Source organism: Cysteiniphilum sp. (assembly GCF_057495195.1).
Genome location: NZ_JBXTEF010000106.1, coordinates 1 through 21,385, shown reverse-complemented (window position 1 = coordinate 21,385; position 21,385 = coordinate 1). Strand labels below are relative to the sequence as shown.

The 21,385-nt window shown below is 37.7% G+C and carries 21 protein-coding genes; 8 read left to right on the top strand and 13 right to left on the bottom strand.

Translation table 11 applies throughout. The features are described from left to right. Positions 1-146: 146 nt before the first annotated feature. Positions 147-2,870, bottom strand: coding sequence for a preprotein translocase subunit SecA (secA, locus tag ACY10D_RS09640; protein ID WP_487000522.1), 2,724 nt, complete (start codon positions 2,868-2,870; stop codon positions 147-149). Positions 2,871-2,954: 84 nt separating this feature from the next. Between secA and ACY10D_RS09635 the strand changes: the two genes are divergently transcribed. Both ACY10D_RS09635 and ACY10D_RS09630 read left to right on the top strand, forming a co-directional pair. Beyond that, positions 2,955-3,410, top strand: a complete 456-nt coding sequence (locus ACY10D_RS09635) for a hypothetical protein (protein ID WP_192482842.1) — start codon at positions 2,955-2,957, stop codon at positions 3,408-3,410. Then, on the top strand, positions 3,403-4,077 hold the full coding sequence (locus ACY10D_RS09630; protein WP_487000521.1) for an HAD-IA family hydrolase: 675 nt from the start codon (positions 3,403-3,405) through the stop codon (positions 4,075-4,077). The genes ACY10D_RS09635 and ACY10D_RS09630 overlap by 8 nt, the downstream gene beginning before the upstream one ends. 229 nt (positions 4,078-4,306) lie before the next feature. Here ACY10D_RS09630 and ACY10D_RS09625 read toward each other — a convergent pair whose 3' ends face one another. After that, positions 4,307-4,594, bottom strand: a complete 288-nt coding sequence (locus tag ACY10D_RS09625; RefSeq protein ID WP_117003692.1) for a helix-turn-helix domain-containing protein — start codon at positions 4,592-4,594, stop codon at positions 4,307-4,309. Between the two features lie 217 nt (positions 4,595-4,811). On the opposite strand from ACY10D_RS09625, the gene ACY10D_RS09620 reads away from it, so the two are divergent. Beyond that, entirely contained in the window at positions 4,812-5,261 is a 450-nt protein-coding gene (locus tag ACY10D_RS09620) for a hypothetical protein (protein WP_487000520.1), read from the top strand. A gap of 98 nt (positions 5,262-5,359) precedes the next feature. Here the strand turns inward: ACY10D_RS09620 and ACY10D_RS09615 are convergent, their stop codons facing one another. The 6 genes from ACY10D_RS09615 to ACY10D_RS09590 form a co-directional block, all read right to left on the bottom strand. Continuing rightward, the gene (locus ACY10D_RS09615) at positions 5,360-6,367 is read right to left on the bottom strand and encodes an FUSC family protein (protein WP_487000519.1); all 1,008 of its coding nucleotides are present in this window, start codon (positions 6,365-6,367) and stop codon (positions 5,360-5,362) included. Beyond that, entirely contained in the window at positions 6,360-7,379 is a 1,020-nt protein-coding gene (locus ACY10D_RS09610; protein ID WP_487000518.1) for a hypothetical protein, read from the bottom strand. Before ACY10D_RS09610 ends, ACY10D_RS09615 begins: the two co-directional genes overlap by 8 nt. Continuing rightward, positions 7,354-8,226, bottom strand: coding sequence for an HlyD family secretion protein (locus tag ACY10D_RS09605; protein ID WP_487000517.1), 873 nt, complete (start codon positions 8,224-8,226; stop codon positions 7,354-7,356). Before ACY10D_RS09605 ends, ACY10D_RS09610 begins: the two co-directional genes overlap by 26 nt. A 67-nt stretch (positions 8,227-8,293) precedes the next feature. After that, positions 8,294-9,238, bottom strand: coding sequence for a DMT family transporter (locus tag ACY10D_RS09600; RefSeq protein ID WP_487000516.1), 945 nt, complete (start codon positions 9,236-9,238; stop codon positions 8,294-8,296). Between the two features lie 84 nt (positions 9,239-9,322). Continuing rightward, positions 9,323-10,369 (bottom strand): Holliday junction branch migration DNA helicase RuvB, encoded by a 1,047-nt coding sequence (gene ruvB, locus ACY10D_RS09595; RefSeq protein ID WP_487000515.1) that lies wholly within the window; start codon positions 10,367-10,369, stop codon positions 9,323-9,325. A 115-nt stretch (positions 10,370-10,484) separates the two neighbouring features. After that, on the bottom strand, positions 10,485-11,033 hold the full coding sequence (locus ACY10D_RS09590) for a helix-turn-helix transcriptional regulator (protein WP_487000514.1): 549 nt from the start codon (positions 11,031-11,033) through the stop codon (positions 10,485-10,487). 245 nt (positions 11,034-11,278) lie between these two features. Between ACY10D_RS09590 and ACY10D_RS09585 the strand changes: the two genes are divergently transcribed. Next, a complete protein-coding gene (locus tag ACY10D_RS09585; protein WP_487000513.1) occupies positions 11,279-12,463 on the top strand; it encodes a multidrug effflux MFS transporter in 1,185 nt (394 codons plus the stop codon). Between the two features lie 11 nt (positions 12,464-12,474). Here ACY10D_RS09585 and ACY10D_RS09580 read toward each other — a convergent pair whose 3' ends face one another. From ACY10D_RS09580 to guaB, 4 genes are all read right to left on the bottom strand, one after another. Continuing rightward, entirely contained in the window at positions 12,475-13,080 is a 606-nt protein-coding gene (locus tag ACY10D_RS09580) for a hypothetical protein (RefSeq protein ID WP_487000512.1), read from the bottom strand. 120 nt (positions 13,081-13,200) lie between these two features. Beyond that, the gene (pdxT, locus tag ACY10D_RS09575; protein ID WP_487000511.1) at positions 13,201-13,746 is read right to left on the bottom strand and encodes a pyridoxal 5'-phosphate synthase glutaminase subunit PdxT; all 546 of its coding nucleotides are present in this window, start codon (positions 13,744-13,746) and stop codon (positions 13,201-13,203) included. Positions 13,747-13,748: 2 nt separating this feature from the next. Continuing rightward, positions 13,749-14,624 carry a pyridoxal 5'-phosphate synthase lyase subunit PdxS gene (pdxS, locus tag ACY10D_RS09570; RefSeq protein WP_151193952.1) on the bottom strand — a complete coding sequence of 292 codons (876 nt, stop codon included), beginning with the start codon at positions 14,622-14,624 and terminating at the stop codon, positions 13,749-13,751. 328 nt (positions 14,625-14,952) lie between these two features. Beyond that, positions 14,953-16,413 carry an IMP dehydrogenase gene (guaB, locus tag ACY10D_RS09565; RefSeq protein ID WP_487000510.1) on the bottom strand — a complete coding sequence of 487 codons (1,461 nt, stop codon included), beginning with the start codon at positions 16,411-16,413 and terminating at the stop codon, positions 14,953-14,955. A 405-nt stretch (positions 16,414-16,818) separates the two neighbouring features. Here guaB and ACY10D_RS09560 point away from each other — a divergent pair, with 405 nt between their 5' ends. Beyond that, entirely contained in the window at positions 16,819-17,463 is a 645-nt protein-coding gene (locus ACY10D_RS09560) for a helix-turn-helix domain-containing protein (RefSeq protein WP_487000509.1), read from the top strand. A 53-nt stretch (positions 17,464-17,516) separates the two neighbouring features. On the opposite strand, the gene ACY10D_RS09555 is transcribed toward ACY10D_RS09560, so the two are convergent. Further along, positions 17,517-17,789, bottom strand: a complete 273-nt coding sequence (locus ACY10D_RS09555; protein ID WP_487000508.1) for a response regulator transcription factor — start codon at positions 17,787-17,789, stop codon at positions 17,517-17,519. A gap of 417 nt (positions 17,790-18,206) precedes the next feature. Here ACY10D_RS09555 and ribA point away from each other — a divergent pair, with 417 nt between their 5' ends. From ribA to ribD, 3 genes are read left to right on the top strand one after another with little or no spacing between them, the layout of a single operon-like run. Next, positions 18,207-18,806, top strand: a complete 600-nt coding sequence (gene ribA / locus ACY10D_RS09550; protein WP_487000507.1) for a GTP cyclohydrolase II RibA — start codon at positions 18,207-18,209, stop codon at positions 18,804-18,806. Then, positions 18,803-20,533: a WD40 repeat domain-containing protein gene (locus tag ACY10D_RS09545; RefSeq protein WP_487000506.1), complete on the top strand. Its 1,731-nt coding sequence runs from the start codon at positions 18,803-18,805 to the stop codon at positions 20,531-20,533. The genes ribA and ACY10D_RS09545 overlap by 4 nt, the downstream gene beginning before the upstream one ends. Next, positions 20,530-21,315: a bifunctional diaminohydroxyphosphoribosylaminopyrimidine deaminase/5-amino-6-(5-phosphoribosylamino)uracil reductase RibD gene (gene ribD / locus ACY10D_RS09540; RefSeq protein ID WP_487000505.1), complete on the top strand. Its 786-nt coding sequence runs from the start codon at positions 20,530-20,532 to the stop codon at positions 21,313-21,315. Before ACY10D_RS09545 ends, ribD begins: the two co-directional genes overlap by 4 nt. The last annotated feature ends 70 nt before the right edge of the window (positions 21,316-21,385 follow it).

Genomic DNA, 21,385 nt, shown 5'->3' with positions numbered 1-21,385 from the left:
TCTTGAAAAGAGGGGAATATAAAATCAACACTACCTAATTTCCCTCTTTGCAAGAGGGGTGGCAGCCGTAGGCTGACGGGGTGTTTATAAAATCATAGTTTTTCTATAGTGCATCACTTCAGTAACAAAAATAAAGAAAGATCAGATTAATCTAATGCACCATGGCATTGTTTATATTTTTTGCCCGAGCCACAAGGACATGGATCGTTACGCTTCACTTTCGGCACATCACGTACAAACGGTTGATGTGCCTTTTGTTGTGCACTTTGTGCACTTTGTGCATTTTCTTCATCAGGTAGTGATGAAGAGCCACCGGCTAAAACATCCTCATGTTGAGCTTCAATATTTTTAATTGAGTTTTTCCACTCTTCTTCCATACGCTGTGCTTCTTCTGGTGCTTGGATTCTGATCTTAGCAAGATTAGAAATTACTTCATATTTGAAGTTATCAAGCATACTGGAGAAAAGTTCAAAAGACTCTTTTTTATACTCATTCTTAGGATCTTTTTGCGCATAGCCTCTTAGATTAATACTATTACGCAAGTGATCCATTGCATTTAAGTGCTCACGCCAATGCGTATCCAAGGCTTGCATTAGACTGATTTTTTCAAATTGACGAATGGACTGCGCCTCAAGGTTTTCTGTCTTTTGTTGATATTCTTCAACAATCGATTTAATCACTAGCTCTTTTAATGTCTCATCATGTAAATGATCGTCTTCAGCAACCAACTTACGTAAGCTCAGCGAAATAGAAAAGTCACCTAGTAATGCTTTTTCTAAACCTTCTAAATCCCACTGCTCTTCCATTGAACCTGCTGGCACATGGTCATGGAATAGTTTTTCAGCAACGTCATAACGCATATTAGCAATGATTTCAGAAACATCATCTTTGCCTAATAATTCTTCACGCTGCTTATAAATAACCAAACGCTGTTCATTAGCAACATTATCATATTCCAATAAGTTCTTACGAATATCAAAGTGGTATTGCTCAACTTTAGATTGCGCTTTAGCAATAAAACGCGTCATCATGCCAAACTGGATAGACTCACCACCTGAAAGCGCTTTTTTCATGCGATTAGCTAAGCTTTCAGAAGCAAAGATACGCAGCAAATTATCATCCATCGACAAATAGAAACGACTCTCACCTGGATCACCTTGGCGTCCAGCACGACCACGCAACTGATTATCAACGCGACGTGAGTCATGACGCTCTGAGCCTAAAATACACAAACCACCCGCTTCAATGACTTGTTTATTACGTTCTTTCCATGCAGTTTTGATTTCATTAATCTGTGCTTCAGTTGGTTCTTCAATCTCAGCAATTTCGGCTTCCCAGTTACCTCCTAAGATAATATCCGTACCACGACCTGCCATGTTCGTTGCGATTGTAACATTTCCAGGGTAACCCGCTTGTGCGATAATTGCTGCTTCTCTGGCATGCTGCTTAGCATTTAACACATCATGTTTGATCTTTTTCTTACGCAGAAGTGTTGATAATATCTCAGAGGTTTCAATAGATGCCGTACCAACGAGTATCGGCTGCCCCTTTTCAACACGTTCTTTGATATCATCAACAATCGCCATAAACTTATCTTTTTGATCACCAAAAATGCGATCATGATGATCTTGACGTTGCGGTGGACGATTCGTTGGAATAACCACTACTTCTAAACCATAAATTTCGTGAAACTCAAAAGCTTCCGTATCTGCTGTTCCCGTCATTCCCGACATCTTATTATAGAGTTTGAAGAAATTCTGGAATGTAATTGATGCGAGTGTTTGGTTTTCACCTTGAATTTTAACGCCTTCTTTAGCCTCAATCGCTTGATGTAAACCATCTGACCAGCGACGCCCTTCCATCGCACGCCCCGTGTTTTCATCAATAATAATCACTTCTTGATCACGAATAATATAATCAACATTTTTCTGATATAAACTATAAGCACGTAAACAGGCATTTAAATAATGCATTTTTGTCACATGTTGCGGTGAGTAGAGATTATCCCCTTCATTTAACACACCTTCTTTAATCAAAGCCGTTTCAATCTTTGTGTGACCCTGGTCAGTTAAATAAGCTTGTTTTGATTTTTCATCTAAATAATAATCGCCATCAGTTGCTTCTTCGTTTTCTTGTTTAACTAAGGTTGGTACCAATCGATTAAACAACAAATACATGTCTGAGCTATCTTCTGAAGCACCTGAAATAATCAATGGCGTTCGCGCTTCATCGATCAAGATCGAATCAACCTCATCGATTACCACAAAGTTACGACTACGTTGAACCTGCTCTTCTTTGCTAAACGCCATGTTATCGCGCAAATAATCAAAGCCAAATTCATTATTTGTACCATAGGTGATATCGCAAGCATAGGCAGCACGACGTTGATCAGGTGATAAATTGGCAACAATCACACCCGTCGTAAGCCCTAAGAAGCCATAGATTTGCCCCATCAATTCAGCATCACGTGAAGCTAAATAATCATTGACCGTGATCACATGCACACCCTTACCAGTTAATGCATTTAAATATACAGGCAACGTTGCAACAAGGGTTTTACCTTCACCAGTACGCATCTCAGCAATTTTTCCTGAATGCAAGACCATTCCACCAATAAGCTGGACATCATAATGGCGCATACCTTTCACGCGTTTTGCCGCTTCTCTTACAACCGCAAAGGCTTCTGGCAATAATTGCTCAAGGCTATCGCCTTTGGCTAACCTTTCTTTAAACTCAAGGGTTTTGTCTTCAAGCTCAGCATCAGATAGCTTCTCAATTTCTGGCTCTAAAGCGTTGACTTTATTAACTGTCTTTTGCATTTTTTTAATCAAGCGGTCATTTCGACTGCCAAATAATTTTTTAATAATCATTGATATCCTAGATAAGGCTTTTCCACATAACTGGTTTTGGATTATACTGCAACTTATACCATAACAAAAGCCAAGTGCATCAAAATGATCCGTAAGAATAATACATCTGTCACTGAGCTTTTAAGCAGCAGAAAAAACAAAAAAGGCTCACTGTTGCATACCATTAAACAACAACACGAACTAGTGAAAACAACCGAGCAAAAATTACTGCATTTTGATATCCCCTATTTCAACCATACTAAAGTGTGTTTTTACAATGGCAAAAAATTGGTGTTAAAAACAGAAATCCCTGAATTAATCGCTAAATTTCGCGAACTTAAAAAAGATCTTATTGCACTATTAAATACCAGTGAGTACTTTAAAGACCTAAGCACTTTAGAATTAGTCCTTGTATTTGAGCCAAAGCAAAAGACAAGCTCATCTGAAGCACATATGCCTAATAGTGCACAAACTGCATTTAAAAACTTGGCAAAGACACTAGAAGATGGTCAAATCAAACATGCGATAAACAACCTTCTTAAAAAGCATCACCATGAATAAAACCCACTATAATAGCCTTTTTTTTGATCTTGATGGCACACTCATCAATAGTGTCAATGACATCACCTATGCATTGAATAAAATGCGTGCACATTTCTCATTGGATCCAATTTGCGATCAAACAACAGCTAGCATTATTGGTAAAGGCTTTCCAACAACAACTCAAAAAGTATTATCACTTGATTTAGCACCTGACAAAGTCGCCACTTATGCCAATGATGCACTAAAGCTTACATTAGATTATTATGAAGAAGCAATGGGGCAACACACACATATATACCCTGGCGTTATCAACGCATTAACTCATTTTAAAGAGCTTAAGATTAAAATGGCGGTTGTGACAAACAAAGAAGAAGCACATGCCATTAAAACACTAGAACATTTAGGTTTAGATCAATACTTTGATTGCGTTGTTGGCGGTGATACCACACCATTTTATAAGCCAAACCCTGCACCCTTAGAATATGCCGCTAGAATGCTAAATGCAGATATCACAACAAGTCTTATGATTGGTGATTCTGCCAATGATGCTTATTGTGCTGAAGCCTATAACATGCCCTATATTTTGATTAGTCACGGCTATGCCAATGGTGTCGACTTACACAGCCTAAATGCTCTTGCAGTGATTGAGCATTTTGATGAATTAAAAGATTACATTATCGGCTAAGACTAAATGCTCACCCACAAGTGCTCACCGTACCCTGAGCGTAAGTCGAAGCGGTGCATTGAGCATCAGTCGAAGTGGGTAGCTTGAGAAAATCATACTTCATAAAGGCTTCGACTTACGCTCAGCCAACGCTTACACAATCAAAGTGGGCAGGAATATGGTCATAGCCACATTATCTGAAACAAAAAAGGCTGCACATGGCAGCCTTTAGATATTTAGATTGTTGAAATTACAACATACCGTAATGTGCTAATTTCTTACGAAAAGTACCACGATTAATACCTAGAATTTTTGCAGCACGGCTTTGATTACCACCAGTGTATTCCATTGTTGCTTCAATCAAAGGCAGCTCAACTTCAGCCATCACCAACTCATAAACGTTTTGCGGCTTAGTACCTTGTGAAACCATATTTTTATAATAGGTTGCAATCACTTCTTTGATATGATCACGCAATGGTAAATCTTGTTGATGAGCATCTTGTTTATGCGCATCGCCGTAGTGCATAGTTGCAGGCATAATATTTTCCTCTTTAGCTTGATTATCTTATATTTTTGTTACTTGTTATTCAACAGGAACTCCCCACCAAATCATGTTTTGAGCACTGTTTTTTATTGATCTTATCAATCAACTGTGTATTATAAGGACAGGCTAATTTAAAAGCAAGCATAATACTTGCTCAATAACTTGGTTAAACTTTCAAAATAGTAATTAATAACCTTAAAGAACGATATTCATGACAGATACACCATTTAGAAAAACGCTCTCGCTAAAACGCAAAAAGCCAACTGAAGCTAAATCTCAGCAGGAACAAAGTAACAAACCAAATAATAAGTACAAAAACACGAGTACTAATAATACTCATGGCAGAAGCAATAATACATCACAACACAATCAGCGTCCACACAGACCAAAACGCCATTTCCAAGAGCACGAAGTAAGTTTTAGTACACAAAAGCAACATCAAGACAATACACCAGATCACATAACAGCCCTTGCTAAAAACGATCCATTATTACAAGGTTTACAAAAAAAGCGCGAAGGTTTACTTGAACAAATTAAAGTACTTGAGCAGCGTTTGGTGTTCATCTCTAGCGAGCCACTTCAGGCAGCTTGTAATGAACTAAAAAAAGAAGATACTGCCATTTTGTGCCAGATCAACGATCACCTGATCAGCAAACAATAATACTAATTCATCTATAAATAAACCACTATCAGCTAGCACCTCTCCCTTGAGAGAGGTCGTTCAGTGTGAGTCTAAACGGGTGAGGGGGATATTAAAACTCAACTTCTTTTTGACTTATTACTTCGTTTAAACTGAATCAATGCACTTTGCGCTTGATACGCCAAATGATTAAAAGCGTGTAGATTATTTATAATTTCCTTTTCAACATCTGTGGTGAAATGCTTATTCTCACATACTTGATCTAAAGCGTGTTGACGCGTGTCATCATAATCTAGCAACTGGTTCAAATCATCACAGATCGTTTCAAAAACTGTCTTATTTTGAGCGATAAACGCATGCATTTCTTTTTCATTATATTCTGCTAGATAATGCAAACTCAGCAAATGCACTCGCATTTTAAAGACAGGCTCAAGACAAGCATCCATTAACTGTTGCTGATTTAATCTTAACTTTGATTTATTGAGCTCTGCCGCCTGCTTTAGACTCAACAAACTATTGTTAAAGTTTGTCGCATACTCAATTGATATATTCTTAAACTGGTGTTTTGCAAATGATTGATACATCAGGGAAAAATGCTTGGCATAAGCCTCTAAGATATCCTCTAAGTCCTTTAAGATAGCGTGCGCGATCATCTTTCTTGGTCTGAAAAAAACCTCTGCAATAAAGCAAATAGCACATGCAGCAAAGGTATCCATTAATCGCGCTAACATAAAAGTTGCCGGTGACATGCCTTTGGTGTACATCACGGAATAAAGCAACATAACAGCAATGGTCACAAACATGGCTGAATAGGTGTAATTGATCATTGAAAAATAAAGCACAAAAAGTACCAGCAATGGCAAAAAGACAATCCAAGTAACATGTGCCATAATTATTTCAACTAAAATGAAGCCAAACAAAAGCCCAACAATCGTACCAATTAGTCGCATTTTGATACGGTTATTAACAAGCCCTGGTTCAAAAGGCATATAAATGATCATCAAAGTCATTGCGATCCAATAACCACGTTCTATATCAAAAATCAACCATACAGCAACGGCAATGGTAAGCATAACACTGATTCTAACGGCACGATAAATGCTTAGACGATCCATGATACTAAGCATACTTTTTCCTTAATGCTTTGACTTTTGTATAAAGTGTATTTAACAATTGCAAACGTATATCCGCACGTTCAATCGCCTGCTTTAATTGCATATTTTCTTCAAGTAACTGCAAACGAAACGCTCGATTTTCAAGTGCTTTCGCTTTGATTGATAGATCATCCTGACCCAATAAGGCATCAATTTTAAGACATGCTTCGTAAAATGGCAAACTCACCGCATGGTTATTAATAATATAAACATAAATCATTACAATCTGATATACCACATCAATATATTCATCAATAATTTGATTAAACTCAGCATTAAAATGCTTGTAGCATTTAGCTCTTTGTTGACGTAGATAATACAAATGTCGATACATGCAGTATAAGTTATCGCGATAACCCTTTTCGTCTGTACTACTTAACATCCGCCTTAATGCATAGATGTATTCAGTCATTGCAATCAATAGCTTTGCTTCGTAACGTCGTGGTTGGATCATAGCAACTGCTATAGAGAACAACATACAAATAATAATCGCCACACTATAATTAACAAACATCTGAACATTCTCAATTGGCGCCATCATTGTTGGATCATCAATTAAATGAATAAATATTGGCAAAAAAAGCACACTCATGCCAAGGTATAAGCGCAAATTCATATCTTTAAGTGTCAGCAAATAATAGCTTAAAGAAAATATAAGCACCAAAAAAATAGTCCAACCCTTTGAGCTTGCGACAGCAAAAACACATGTAAAACAAAGCCAAACTCCAACGCTCATAATTACAGAAGCTTTCACCTGCCCCCAACGCGACTGACCAAGTGGAAAAGCACTCAGAAAAATAAGCATCACTGAGACTAATAAGAAAATAAGAAAGTCTGGCCATTGAAAAATCATATAAAACATTAACAACACACAAAATGCCATGAATGTAACAATAACATGATAAGCAATATCTAAATAAGGATCCTGTGGCAGTGTATAACTATCGCGATATTTACGTTTATTTCGTCGGTTCAATCGTAACATACGCACTTGCCCCGACATGCAATGGAAAGTTTGGATCTGGATTATCTATTTTAATCATTACTGGAAAACGCTGCGGCAAGAGTAACCATTGATTCTCTTGCGGCACCGATTGCAAAAGATCGGCTGAATCAGAAGCTCTTCTGCCCACCGCCCAATTCGTATCGGCAACTGTTCCTTGATAGACTTTATTACCCATATACATCCGCAAACGGATAGTAGCCTTATCTCCCTTTTTAACATTAGTCAAATCGGTTTCTTTGAAATTAGCTTGCACCCACCATTGATTGGTATCAATAAATGAAAATAAGCTCTGATAGGCATGCACCAATGTTCCTTTAGCTAAGAACAAATTGCTAACAATGCCATTTTCAACAGCATAAACTTTCGTTGCTGCCAACTGGGATTTTGCGGCATCAACTGCTAATTGTGCTTGCTGTACTTTAATTTCTGTGGCGTTAACCTTTGTTTTTAATAACTGAAGCTCACTGGCATTTTGTTGTAATAAATCTTTTTGTGCGTAATTTGCTAATAACTCCTTTGCTGCCTGATAATCAACTTGTGTAGCCTGTAGGTTTAAATTAGCCTCTTGTAGTTTTATCTCATAAGGCTTGGGATCTAAGGAAAATAATAATATACCCTTTTTCACCATTTGATTGTTACTTACATAGATATCTTGCACTTTGCCTGAAACTTCCGCTGCAATCGGTTGAACATTTGCAACAACATAAGCATTATCGGTTGATGTCGAGCGTGTCGCCCAAAAATAACCGACATAAGCAATCATAAGTAAAACAACAATACTAACAACTACTTTGCTGCGTTTAAGTACATTAAATAATGCTGGCATTTCTTACGCTAAACTCCTTTTATATAGACAAACCAAGTGTAGAACATTAGCACTTTTTCGCAACTTTTTAACAAGCAACCTGAACATATTTTTTGTTACCTTTTGAAGCAAAATAAATCCCTATAATTAACACGACACTCCATAAGATAAATGACTCCTGCACATGCGTGATATTAAATAACACACTAAAAATGCCCGCCCAAAAAATAAAGCTTGCATTAAATGTCGTCCCAAGACTTGCCCCTATGCGTTTGATCGCATGATAGTAAGCAAGATATGAGCTTGAGGCAGATAATACACAACCGACAATCAATAATGGTAAAAATAGATGACTTATCACTGCCCATGTTTGCTGATAATCAAAAATAAGCAATACCACAAGAATCAGTAAATAACTCAATGCTGAAACACTTTGACGAACCGCTAAAAGCCACGAAACATCTTGTGTTGATGATTTTTGCGCGATCGAGAATAAAATCGACTCAGCCCCCCAACCTAACATTGCGCAACTGGCGAAAATCAAGCCGATTAAAATATGTGGTGCACCTGATCTAACCCCTGCAATGGAGATAAACATCACTGCAATCACTGATAAGATAATACCAACAATCTTTATCTTCATTGGCTTTTCTCGCAATAAAGTCATTGCCAATATCAGTGCAATAACCGGATAGCATGAAGTGACAACGCCGGCGTAAACAGGTCCCGCGTAAGCAATACCCATAATACCGGCGACCATTCCTAAGGGTCCCGCGCAAATGGCAGCAATGATTAAGGGCCAAAAATTCTTATGTCTGGTTTTAATCATATTTGTTTTAAAACTGCCACGCATCGTGTGATAACTATAAATCCCAATACAAGAAAAACTGTCTTGCATCAAAGATAGTATCAACGCAAATACTAATACCGCAAAAGTTGCCACGCTAAACAAGGCTTGCTCAGAGTAAACGTTCGTCAATACATCGTTTAAGCCCCATAACATACCTGAAATAATTCCAATAATAATACCCAAAACTTCCCCTCTTACACTTGCTTTATTTACAATAGCGAACCCTTTGACTTACGCTCAGGGCACGGTGAATATTTAGTCTTAGTCCTAGTATTCATCATCTAACGATAACTGCTGCAAATCATTTAATTTCTCGGGCATGACTACATCAAAATGCCGATAAGCATGGTGAGTGGCCACGCGCCCTCGTGCTGTACGCATAATATAACCCTGTTGTATCAAATAAGGTTCAATCATATCCTCTATCGTGCCACGTTCCTCTGAAATCGATGCGGCAATGGTATCTAAGCCAACAGGACCACCTGAGAACTTATCAATCAAAGCTAATAAATAACGTCTATCCATATGATCAAAGCCAACTGGGTCAACATTAATCAATGATAAGGCTTTATCCGCAATCTTATGGTCAACAACACCTTTGGCTTTAACATCAGCATAATCGCGCACACGTCTTAACAGGCGATTAGCAATACGAGGCGTGCCACGCGCGCGTTTTGCAATTTCCTTGGCACCTGATGCTTCAATTGTCACATTTAATAGCTTAGCTGAGCGCATTACAATATCTGCTAAATCACTAACTGAATAAAACTCTAAACGTTGCACAATACCAAAACGATCACGTAAAGGCGAGGTCAAAAGCCCTGCTCGAGTCGTCGCCCCTACTAAAGTAAAGGGGGGTAAATCAATTTTAATTGATCTAGCCGCAGGTCCCTCACCAATCATAATATCAAGCTGATAATCCTCCATCGCCGGATAAAGCACTTCTTCAACCACGGGACTTAAACGATGAATTTCATCAATAAATAACACATCATTGGCTTCAAGATTAGTTAATAATGCTGCCAAATCACCCGCCTTTTCTAATACGGGACCTGAGGTTTGTTTTAATGAGACATTCATCTCATTGGCAATAATATGTGAGAGTGTGGTTTTGCCCAAACCTGGAGGACCGAAAATAAGCACATGATCTAAAGCTTCAGAGCGCTTTCTTGCTGCTTCAATAAAAATCTCCATCTGCTCTTTCACCACTGGCTGACCATGATAATCTTTGAGCATTTTAGGGCGAATCGCACGATCAATCTGCTGATCTTCTTTTTGTTTACTCCCGGAGATAATACGGTCTGTCTCTATCATAGAATGTAAGTAATCAAGGCTTTTTACAACTAAAGTAAAAGCCTATCATGTTTTCACTTTAAAAACGATTAAAACGATATGATTTTTAGAGCTTCAATATGATGCGTTATGTAATTTACACCGTCTGTAGCGATTGAACCGTCTCTTTTGCCCATTCCAATTCAGCTTTTAAGCGCTTTTTATTATAGCGATATACTAATAACAGATAATCTTGATCCTCTCTACCACTATGATCAACATTGATGTGATTAACCACTTCAGCAAGCTTAATTTGCATCATTTGTAAGTGGGTAATGTAGTTATTCACATGTTGTAAAACCTCTACTTTATCTATCGCAAAACCATTACTTAGCTTTAATAACAATTCATTACGCTCTTTGCCACCATAGCTAATTGGTTGCATTAACCACTGTATTAAATGTGCACGGCCTGACTCTGTAATTGCATAAATACGCTTTTGACGTTTACCACTGGATTCATCTAAGCGTGATTCTACAAATCCTTGATCTTCTAATTGCTTAAGCATCGGATAAATTTGTGCATTACTTTCTGACCAATAAAAGTGGGCTATCTTTTCAAAAAGCGCTTTAATTCCATAGCCTGACAATTCTTTTTTATTGAGTAAACTCAAAATTGCATAACAGGAATTATTTTCTCTTGCCATATTTTTCCTCTGTTCTTTTTATTATATAAACATTATCTGAGCGTAAATCGAAGCCTTTATACCACTCGCAAACATTTTCACATTTCCAAATATATCCTTAGGGGGTTACTCAGACCATGACCATCATTTCTTAGTAACTGGAGTAGATACTCAATCATAGTCAAAAATTTTATTGCATTTTACGCACATCAAGAGTATAGTCAACAGGTATTTAATACCTATATAAAAGGCCCAATGAGGATAAGATGAAAAATAAGATAATGTTTTTGGTTCTCAGTGTTTGCATTATTACCCCTTTTGCCAACGATGTTTTTATTGCTTCTTTCCCAGAAATGGGGCGAACATTTAATACAGCTCATATCGGTTTAGTGATGACCGTTTTTATGATTGGTCTTGCTGCTGCCCAACTTTTTTACGGTCCACTATTTGATCGCTTTGGCAGAAAACCCATATTAGTCATTGGACTTGTTATTTATACTTCAGCGAGCTTAATGATTGTCTTTTCAACAAGCTTTCACATGTTGCTTATTGGACGTTTTTTTCAGGCAATAGGCACATGCAGCAGTATTGTTGCAGCGATGGCAATTGCTCGTGATGTCTATAAAAAAGAAGACCTTGTTAAAGCAATGGCAATGATTATGGCGATTATTGGTATTTGTCCGGCAATTGCTCCACTCCTTGGTAGCGTATTGCAAGAGTTCTTTGGCTGGCATGGTGGCTTTATATTTTTACTGTTGCTTGGCGTATTTTACCTATTGGTTATTAGTTTTCTATTTAAGGAAAGCATCCAACAAAAAAATATGCATGCGACAAAACCCAAACAACTTTATGATAATTATCTATCATTACTTAAAATCAAAAGCTTTCAAGGTTATATTTTAACAAGCGCTTGTTCATATGGTGTTTTATTCTCATATGCTGCGGCAAGTAGCATGCTAATTATCGGGGTATTTCACTTTTCAGTACTCGCCTTTGGGATCATTTTTGCTGTTAACTCACTGGCAATTGTGATTATGTCTATTTTGGCACCGAAACTAAATAAACGCTTTAGCATTAGTCAACTGGTACTTACTGGTGCAATACTTCTGGTAATAGGTGCAGTGTTAACCATCCTTTTAAATGTCATATTCACAAGCAATATCTATACCTTAGTATTGCCTATGTGGATCACAACACTAGGCTATGCCATGATTCGCCCAACAGCAAGTGCCGGTGCTATTTCAAGCGCACCGCATCATATTACAGGATCAGCAGCGGCATTGTTTAACTTCATGTCTTTCTTAGGTGGTGCGGCTGCAACGTTCTTATTAACACAGTTTACGATGACGAGTATCCATTTCGCGACATTTGTATTAGTGATTGGGTTGCTTGCTATTATTTGCGCACGCCATGCGCACAAAGGACATTCATTTGAGCTTGTTACTGCTTAAAGTTAAAAACGTTAAAAACGGATAAAAAATTTCGCGGTAAATACCACACCAATATAAGATAACTCTGCACCAAAATTTTTATAAGCATAATCAATATAAAGCTCAGGAATCGGTAATACAGGTAAATATTTAGCAAAATCTGACATACGTTGGTCATAACCTGAAATTAAGCCTAAGCGATAGCCCACATTCATTTGGTTATTTTGCGAAAACTGTTTGGTATAGAGATTGCGTTGCACCCCAACCACAAAAGCTCGATCGCTGAATGAATTAAGCAAAGTACCAACAAAAATACTGTTATAAAGCCCACCAATCAAATTATTCGACCAACGGTCATGCGCTCGGCTTTCAGGATTAAAATGCCAAGTAAACATCCCTAAGTAAACAGCATTATCCGGCTGTGTACCTTTCAAGAATGTCCAAAAGCTCTCATCCTTGCTTGATTTATCTGAGGAATCCTGTCCTTCATCATCAGAGCTATTTACTTTCTGCGCTGACTCAGGACCAATTGCCGCATTCGCTGATGATGCTGCTTTTGCAGGGCTCTCATTATTATTTGCAGCAAAACTCACACTTGCCAAAGCCAATAAGACCCACCCTAATAAATAGTTTCTCACCTTTAACCTCGTTTTAATAAGAAATCATTACAAAAGTAATTCATAAACAAATAAAAATAGGTGCGCATCATCGCAAAATATTGCTTTATAGTCAATGCACAAAAATACGTAATAATATTCCTATTGCCGTATTAAATCAACAAAATATTTATGCACTGACGAGCTTTGACATAACTCAGGATGAAAAGTTGCTGCGAGTATTTTATTTTTTCTAATTAAAACTGGCTTATCTAAATGATAAGACATGACATCGATTTCTTTATCATTAATCGCATTAATAATCGGTGCACGAATAAAAAAGGCTTCGACCTCTTCCTCTGTTGTGTCAAATTTAACGTTCAGAGGGAAAATACCACTTTCTAACTGTCGTCCATAACCATTGCGGATAACATCGACATCCAACACACCCATTTTTTGTAATAGAATCACACCAGCACATGTTGCTAAAACTGGAATCTCTTGCATGCGCTTAATCAATGGTTGCCACAGTTGATGTTTCTGCAGCAAATACGTCATTGTTGTGCTTTCACCACCGGGCAAAATCAGCGCATCAACTTTAGCTAAAGCAGCTTCTGTTTTAACTAAAATGCAGTTAACACCCAGTGATTCAATTTTTTTCTGGTGCGCATCATACGCACCTTGTAAGGCAAGTACCCCGATATTCATTACTAGCCTCTAACTGAAAACATCTCGTGTGGCAACAAATGATCACAGTTGATTCCAGTCATTGGCGCACCTAGATCTTCTGAGACTTTAGCAATCACATCTGGATCATTGAAATGTGTTACAGCACTTACAATGGCTTCAGCACGTTTTTTAGGATTATTCGATTTGAAAATACCCGAACCAACAAAGACAGTTTCAGCACCTAATTGCATCATCATTGCCGCATCAGCAGGTGTTGCAATACCTCCAGCTGAGAAATTAGGTACAGGCAATTTGCCATGCTCATGTACATATCTTACTAATTCGTAAGGTGCAGCTAGTTTTTTAGCAATTGCCATTAACTCACCACTATCTGCCATTTGTACTTCTTTGATCTGACGATTTAATGCACGCATTTGTTTTACTGCCTGAATCACATCACCCGTTCCTGCTTCACCCTTAGTACGGATCAAAGCAGCACCCTCACCGATTCGACGTAGTGCTTCACCTAAATTACTACAACCACAAACAAAAGGCACTTTAAAGGCATGCTTATCGATATGGTTTTCATCATCCGCAGGTGTTAATACTTCACTTTCATCAATAAAGTCAATGCCTAACGACTCTAAAATTTGCGCTTCAACAAAATGACCAATACGCACTTTTGCCATCACTGGAATACTCACGGCTGCCATAATCTCTTTGATCAGCTTTGGATCTGACATGCGTGCCACGCCACCGTCTTTACGAATATCAGCAGGAACGCGTTCAAGCGCCATCACTGCAACAGCACCCGCCTCTTCAGCGATTTTTGCCTGCTCTGCAGTTACAACGTCCATAATCACGCCACCTTTAAGCATCTCAGCCAAGCCAACGTTAATCTTCAATCTATCGTTCATGAGCCAATACTCCACTTTTATTTTGAGTTTACAATAAGGTTTATAAATACTGCATCGCGGTAAATTATTTAACGATACATAAAATACCCGCATACAATAGAGCAATTTTAATGCTGATACAATCGCTTAGATTCCAAATCTGCTTTTTTTGTTATTTTTCACTCTTTTTTCTTGATATCAACCAAGTAATTACGCAGCAAGATTAGCCTGATCGCACCCTGAGCAAAGTCGAAGGGAAATACACAAATGACAAAGAAACAATCATTGGCTTCGACTAACGCTCAGCCAACGTTATAAAATAAGGATAGAAGTAATTGCCTTTATTTAGTTATTTCAATTGATAGTTTGGTGGCTCTTTGGTGATCATTACATTATGTACATGACTTTCGTTAAAACCCGCCCCTGTGATTTTGACAAAGGTTGGTTTGGTATTCATCTCAGTAATTGTAGCGCAGCCGGTATACCCCATTCCAGCGCGCAGGCCACCGATTAGTTGATGAATTACTGCAGATAATGTGCCCTTGTATGGAACACGACCTTCAATACCTTCAGGTACGAGCTTTTTGGCATCAACACTATCTTGGAAATAACGATCTGATGAGCCTTTTGCCATCGCACCCAATGACCCCATACCTCGATATGATTTATATGAACGCCCTTGGAATAATTCGACCTCACCAGGGGATTCTTCTGTTCCTGCAAACAATCCACCAACCATGACTACTGAAGCACCAGCAGCGACTGCTTTACAAATATCACCAGAGTAGCGAATACCACCATCGGCAATTACAGGCACGCCTAATGGTGCCATCACGGCAACCACATTAGAAATCGCCGTTAATTGCGGCACACCAACACCAGCAACCACTCGAGTTGTACAGATTGAGCCAGGACCAATACCCACTTTGACTCCATCAGCGCCTGCTTCAACTAGCGCTTTTGCCGCTTCCGCTGTCGCAATATTGCCACCGATCACTTGCACTTTTGGGAAATGCGTTTTTACCCATTTAACGCGATCAAGTACGCCTTGCGAATGACCGTGTGCTGTATCTACAACAATCACATCAACTCCGGCTTCAACCAATGCTTTGACGCGCGCCTCAGTATCTCCTGCTGTACCAACAGCTGCGCCAACTACCAAGCGCCCTAACTCATCTTTACAGGCATTGGGTTTATCAATTGATTTTTGAATGTCTTTTACTGTAATTAAACCAACAAGTTCATAGCTGTCATTGACAACCAATACTTTTTCAATGCGATACTGATGTAATAAACGTTGAATCTCGTCTTCTTGTGCACCTTCTTTAACTGTTACCAAACGCTCTTTTGGCGTCATAATACTTGAAATCGGTTGTGTTAAATCTTTGGCAAAACGAATATCACGCGAGGTTACCAAACCAACGAGTGCCTTACCCTCAACAACCGGCACACCCGAGAAATGATACTGCTCAGTAATTGCCAACAACTCACGTATCGTTGTTGCAGGTGAAGCGGTAATCGGATCAATGACCATACCATTTTCAAACTTCTTAACCTTGCGCACTTCAGCTGCTTGTGCTTTGATCGACATATTCTTATGAATAATACCCACGCCACCCTCTTGCGCCATAGCAATAGCTAAGCGTGATTCGGTTACGGTATCCATTGCAGCGGATACTAATGGCATCTTTAGTTTTATTTTACGCGTAAGATGCGTTTCTAATGAAACTTGATGTGGCAATACATTGGAATAACCAGGAGACAACAGCACATCATCAAAAGTGATGGCTTCTTCAGTGATACGTAACATAAATGACCTCGTAATTAAGTTTGGATAAATTTGGACTCGTCTTAATTACAGCGGCATTCTAGCAATATTTATAATGCTTTACTAGCATTGACATTTAATTTTTTATCGAATTTTCTAATCAGAAAAACAGGTTAAAATAAAACACAAATGAAAAAGGCTTTAGCCCCACGCTAAAGCCTTTTTCTAGGAACTTTACCCCAGAAGCTCCCTGCCCCTCACCTAAAGTTTCGATAGCCCCCGCTACAAACTTGGACTCAATACTATCGCTCAAAAATTTTATTGTAAAGTAAATTTTAGCTATTTTTACTTATTCAAGTAATTTTTATCTGAATATACGCTTATTCTACTGACAAACGACGAGATTCATTGCTATACTTGATAACGAAATTTGGGAGTCGAGAAACCATGTCAAACATAGTACAACAACTAAGTCATAATATTTTTAATCTCATGCGCAAGCATGATATCAAGTCAGTGAGTGAGCTCGCCAGAAGAGTAGGCTGTTCAGCAACGACAATTTATAACATCACCAGCCAAACCAATAAAAATCCATCCATTGAAACCATTAAGATGCTTGCCGATTTCTTTGAAGTCAGCATTGATGACTTTATCCGTCACAACCTTGTCGACAACGCAAGCACACTGCAAAAATCAAGTCGCCTATGTCCTGTTATTAGCAAAGCAAACTTAACGCAATTTATTACGAACCAATATCAAGACAATGACAGCAAAGTCACCGAAATTGCCAATAACCAACTATCAACAAGGGCCTTTGCCATTGAACTTGATCAGAATATCGCACCCTATCAAACTGGTAACGTTTTGATTTTTGATTACTTAAATCTGGAAGAGATCGCCTTTCCCAGTCTTTGTGTTATTCAAAGCAAAGGTAATTATACGATTCAAAACATTTATCAAATCGATGGCAGTTTATATCTAAAAATAAAGCAAGGCATTTTCAACAAAAAAGATATGCTGATACCGCTAGATGATGAGTATTCAGATACTGAAATCATTGCCGCTTTAGTTGAGGTTAAGCTTTATCACTAAACGCATTTACACAACGATCTGAGTCGATCTTAAAGCCAACAATGTTGGTGATTTTATCCACTTTTTTTACGTAATTGGTAGCATTTCTTAATTAACTCATGACTACTACAGCAGTGAAGCTGGTCTTTGATCTGTTTTATGTGTGTTTTAACTGTTTCATCACTAAGACTAAGTTCATTCGCAATCATTTTAGTATTAAAGCCCGAGGTCAATAACTCAAGAACCTGTGATTTTCTTGTAGACAGCTCATGCAACGGTAGCTCGGAACTATCAAAGTCTTCACTATCCAAACCAATTTCATGCCATGCTAACTTTTCTAACGACATCTTACTCCCCTGTTTTCAAATTATTTACTTTCCATTTGTCTTTAAGACCATAATCGCACTATAAAAGCACCTTTTAATGCTTATTCAAGTAAATGGAAAAGTCAACCAAGTAACTGCTAAAAATTTAATGAGCAACATTACTTCATAGATACCCACGGGCTAAGTCCGTGGTACTTGAGCGGCAGAGATGCTACATACATTCGTTATGCAGTTGGCATTTACATGTTGTGAAGCTACAAAAATTAAATACTCATTTAAATTTTTTATACTCATGCACCCACGAGAATTACCCGTTGACTTTTCCTTCAACCACATAGGAACGATGCATATCCCCCAAAATAGGGGATTTTGTTACATATTGATACATATTAAAATGTTTACACACATTAGGATTCATCTATAAGGGAAGGAGGATGTATGGAAAGTAGAATAAAACAGAGAGTAGCCATCCCAACGCGCTATGGAGATGTAGAGTTTTGCACTTTCAGCAATCTATCAAGTAATACCGAAGATTTTGCATTAATTTTTAATCATGCAGACTCTGAAGTTTGTCCGAAAGTTCGTGTTCATTCTGAGTGTATTACTGGAGACCTATTTGCTTCCAAAAAATGTGACTGTGGGGATCAGCTTAATGAAGCGTTAGAATTATTTTCATCAACAAGTGGCGTAATATTTTATTTGCGTCAAGAAGGTCGAGGGATTGGTTTATACAATAAAATTCATGCATATCAGCTACAAGTTGAAGGTATGGATACATATGAAGCCAATCAAGCGTTAAATTTTGACCATGATTCACGGAGTTATATTGCTGCTGTTGAAATGCTAAACGCATTAGGCATGAACAAAATTAAATTATACACAAACAATCCAGACAAAGTTAACCAACTGCATAACCATAATATTAATGTTGTTGATATCTGCAAAACAGGATGCTATCTCAAGCCTGAAAATATAGCGTATTTGCAAGCTAAAGTTGTCAAAACAAATCACAGATTAAGCATCGGTGAGGTTATATGATTGTGCACTCTAGTCCAATTAGTGATGTTGCCACCAAGGACAATTATGTTGCGACAGCAGGCTATGATAATAATTTAATTTTGTGGGAGGCAACTAGATCTAATGCCATTGCCTCTGCTTCGCATGACCATTTGGTTAATCAATGTACGTTTAGTCATAATGGTCAATTGTTACTTTCAAGTAGCAGTGACTATACGGTGCGACTCTGGTCTGTCCCTGAACTACATTGTTTAGCTATATTTTCATTCGCCCAAGACGATACAGAGGGTGTTGCATTTCATCCTTCTGATAAGTACCTTATTTTTACCTCAAGGGATCATAATATTTATTTTTGTGATATTGAAGGCAATCTTATCCATATACTTAAAGGACACAAACAAGATGTATTATCAGTGTCTTGGCTTAATGATGAAATTGCTATTAGTAGTAGCGATGATGGAACGATAAAAAGATGGTCACCATTTACAGGAGAATTACTTAGCTCAACAGACCTCAAGGGGGTAGAGACCGATACAATTGCAATTAAAGGTGACGAATGTATTTTTTCTGGCAACGATAAAGGAGAAATCCATATATTTGAAAATGATGAGATATCAGTGATTAAAGCACACAATGCTGGGATTAAACGATTATTATACTCTCAAGAATTTAGTCAGCTTATTAGCTTGAGCTATGATCGGTATGTAGCTATTTGGCAAGTTTCAAGTAATAACGATCTCGTTTTAATTAAGAAAATGCCCTACCCATATCAAATCTGGGCTAGATCTTGTGATTTTCAGAATGAAAATAGCTTGGTTGTGTCAACATTTGGATCAAGTTACGCTAAGTTAAATATCGAATCAGATAGCTGGGACTTAACTAATGTCATGCCTACCTCCGGTATTAATGCCATCTGTAAAAGCGATGATGATATTTTCAGCGTTGGTGATGCGGGAACTATAATCTGCAGGAGTGTTAATGGAAAAAAACATAAATATCCACTTTCAGATGTTCCAAGTTTGTGTAATTTTATCATCAAGGTTGATCAATTTTTATTAGTTGGGGGGCAAACTGGTACAGTTTATCAAGTAAGTGGTGAGGTCGTCACGAGCGTTTATCAACACCACTCGCCTATAAACTGTGCTATTAAATATGTAAACAATGAATGCACTTATGTTGCCATTGGTACCTATACAGGCGACATTGTCATCCTTAAGATAAATGGCGCGACATTGAATTTATACCAACTAATTCAAGCCCATGATAATGCAATAAAGTCGATCGCTACATCACAAAATTTTATTTATTCAGTAAGTGCAAACTGCAATGCTGCATTTCATTCAATATATGACTTTAATTGTGTGAAACGCTTAGAAGGCGCCCATGATAAAATCATTAATGGATGTACTTATTATCAAGACGATAAATTTGTCTCAGTAAGTAGAGACTTAACACTAAGATTAACTAGCCTTACTGAGCAAAGCATTATTAATACACCGCACAAGCACTCTATTAAATGTATCGCTATAAGCGATGATAAGAAATTTATTGCTACAGGTGGTTATTATGGTGATATTTATATATATCATTTAGACAGTGGCTTATGGCAATATTTTAGACCGTGTACCTCAGGGATATCATGCATGATCTACAATGCTGATCAAAAATGTTTTTTAGCTAGTAGCTATAATGGAAATATTTATGATGTAGAGTTAGAATCAATTAATTGTACGGCTGATCTGCTATGAAAGGTTATAAACTAGAGCAAGATTATATTTTTATGGATAGAGCAATTCAACTTGCTAAGCAAGGTTGCTATACCACAAGCCCTAATCCAATGGTTGGATGTGTTATTGTCCATGACGGACATATTATCTCGGAAGGAGCGCATTTACTATATGGAGGGAAACATGCTGAGAGACTGGCGCTTGAACATATTCCTGAAATAATTTTAGGGGAAACCAACATAAGCATGTACGTAACATTAGAGCCTTGTTGTCATTTTGGCAAAACTCCACCGTGCTGTGAGCAAATTGTTAAGTCTAAGATTACTGACGTAATCTATTTATTGCCAGATCCTAATCCTCTGATTGCTGGAAAAGGGATTGATTCACTAAAAAGCAAAGGGATAAGCATTAAGCAGTTGCAATCAGTAGAACTACAGAGGAAATATAGAGAATTAAACAAAGGTTATTTCCATAAGTTTGACTATAAACGCCCTTGGATAACGCTTAAACAAGCAATTACACTAGATGGAAAAATTGCTGACTATACAAATAATAGCAAGTGGATCAGTAGTGATCACTCAAGAGCAGACGTTCATCACATACGTGCAATGTCAGATGCTGTTCTTACTAGCATAAAAACAATAAAACAAGATGACTGTAAATTAACTGTCAGAGAGCTGCCAGAAAGTGTAAATATAGGATTGCATGAAATAAAGCAACCTATTTGTATTATTTTGGATTCATCTTTATCCATTTCTGAAATGGATAATATTTTTAAGGCTCACGAAAAAATAATTGTTTAATGCGAATCAAGGGTTGAATAATAATCAAAAATAAAGTTTACGAGTTGCCAATCCATAATTTATTGTGTTA

What these genes read in the sequence shown, in the direction of transcription:
- secA (WP_487000522.1), bottom strand. Translation starts at nt 2,870, where the DNA reads ATGATTATTAAAAAATTATTTGGCAGTCGAAATGACCGCTTGATTAAA.
- ACY10D_RS09635 (WP_192482842.1), top strand. Translation starts at nt 2,955, where the DNA reads ATGATCCGTAAGAATAATACATCTGTCACTGAGCTTTTAAGCAGCAGA.
- ACY10D_RS09630 (WP_487000521.1), top strand. Translation starts at nt 3,403, where the DNA reads ATGAATAAAACCCACTATAATAGCCTTTTTTTTGATCTTGATGGCACA.
- ACY10D_RS09625 (WP_117003692.1), bottom strand. Translation starts at nt 4,594, where the DNA reads ATGCCTGCAACTATGCACTACGGCGATGCGCATAAACAAGATGCTCAT.
- ACY10D_RS09620 (WP_487000520.1), top strand. Translation starts at nt 4,812, where the DNA reads ATGACAGATACACCATTTAGAAAAACGCTCTCGCTAAAACGCAAAAAG.
- ACY10D_RS09615 (WP_487000519.1), bottom strand. Translation starts at nt 6,367, where the DNA reads ATGCTTAGTATCATGGATCGTCTAAGCATTTATCGTGCCGTTAGAATC.
- ACY10D_RS09610 (WP_487000518.1), bottom strand. Translation starts at nt 7,379, where the DNA reads ATGTTACGATTGAACCGACGAAATAAACGTAAATATCGCGATAGTTAT.
- ACY10D_RS09605 (WP_487000517.1), bottom strand. Translation starts at nt 8,226, where the DNA reads ATGCCAGCATTATTTAATGTACTTAAACGCAGCAAAGTAGTTGTTAGT.
- ruvB (WP_487000515.1), bottom strand. Translation starts at nt 10,369, where the DNA reads ATGATAGAGACAGACCGTATTATCTCCGGGAGTAAACAAAAAGAAGAT.
- ACY10D_RS09590 (WP_487000514.1), bottom strand. Translation starts at nt 11,033, where the DNA reads ATGGCAAGAGAAAATAATTCCTGTTATGCAATTTTGAGTTTACTCAAT.
- ACY10D_RS09585 (WP_487000513.1), top strand. Translation starts at nt 11,279, where the DNA reads ATGAAAAATAAGATAATGTTTTTGGTTCTCAGTGTTTGCATTATTACC.
- pdxT (WP_487000511.1), bottom strand. Translation starts at nt 13,746, where the DNA reads ATGAATATCGGGGTACTTGCCTTACAAGGTGCGTATGATGCGCACCAG.
- pdxS (WP_151193952.1), bottom strand. Translation starts at nt 14,624, where the DNA reads ATGAACGATAGATTGAAGATTAACGTTGGCTTGGCTGAGATGCTTAAA.
- guaB (WP_487000510.1), bottom strand. Translation starts at nt 16,413, where the DNA reads ATGTTACGTATCACTGAAGAAGCCATCACTTTTGATGATGTGCTGTTG.
- ACY10D_RS09560 (WP_487000509.1), top strand. Translation starts at nt 16,819, where the DNA reads ATGTCAAACATAGTACAACAACTAAGTCATAATATTTTTAATCTCATG.
- ACY10D_RS09555 (WP_487000508.1), bottom strand. Translation starts at nt 17,789, where the DNA reads ATGTCGTTAGAAAAGTTAGCATGGCATGAAATTGGTTTGGATAGTGAA.
- ribA (WP_487000507.1), top strand. Translation starts at nt 18,207, where the DNA reads ATGGAAAGTAGAATAAAACAGAGAGTAGCCATCCCAACGCGCTATGGA.
- ACY10D_RS09545 (WP_487000506.1), top strand. Translation starts at nt 18,803, where the DNA reads ATGATTGTGCACTCTAGTCCAATTAGTGATGTTGCCACCAAGGACAAT.
- ribD (WP_487000505.1), top strand. Translation starts at nt 20,530, where the DNA reads ATGAAAGGTTATAAACTAGAGCAAGATTATATTTTTATGGATAGAGCA.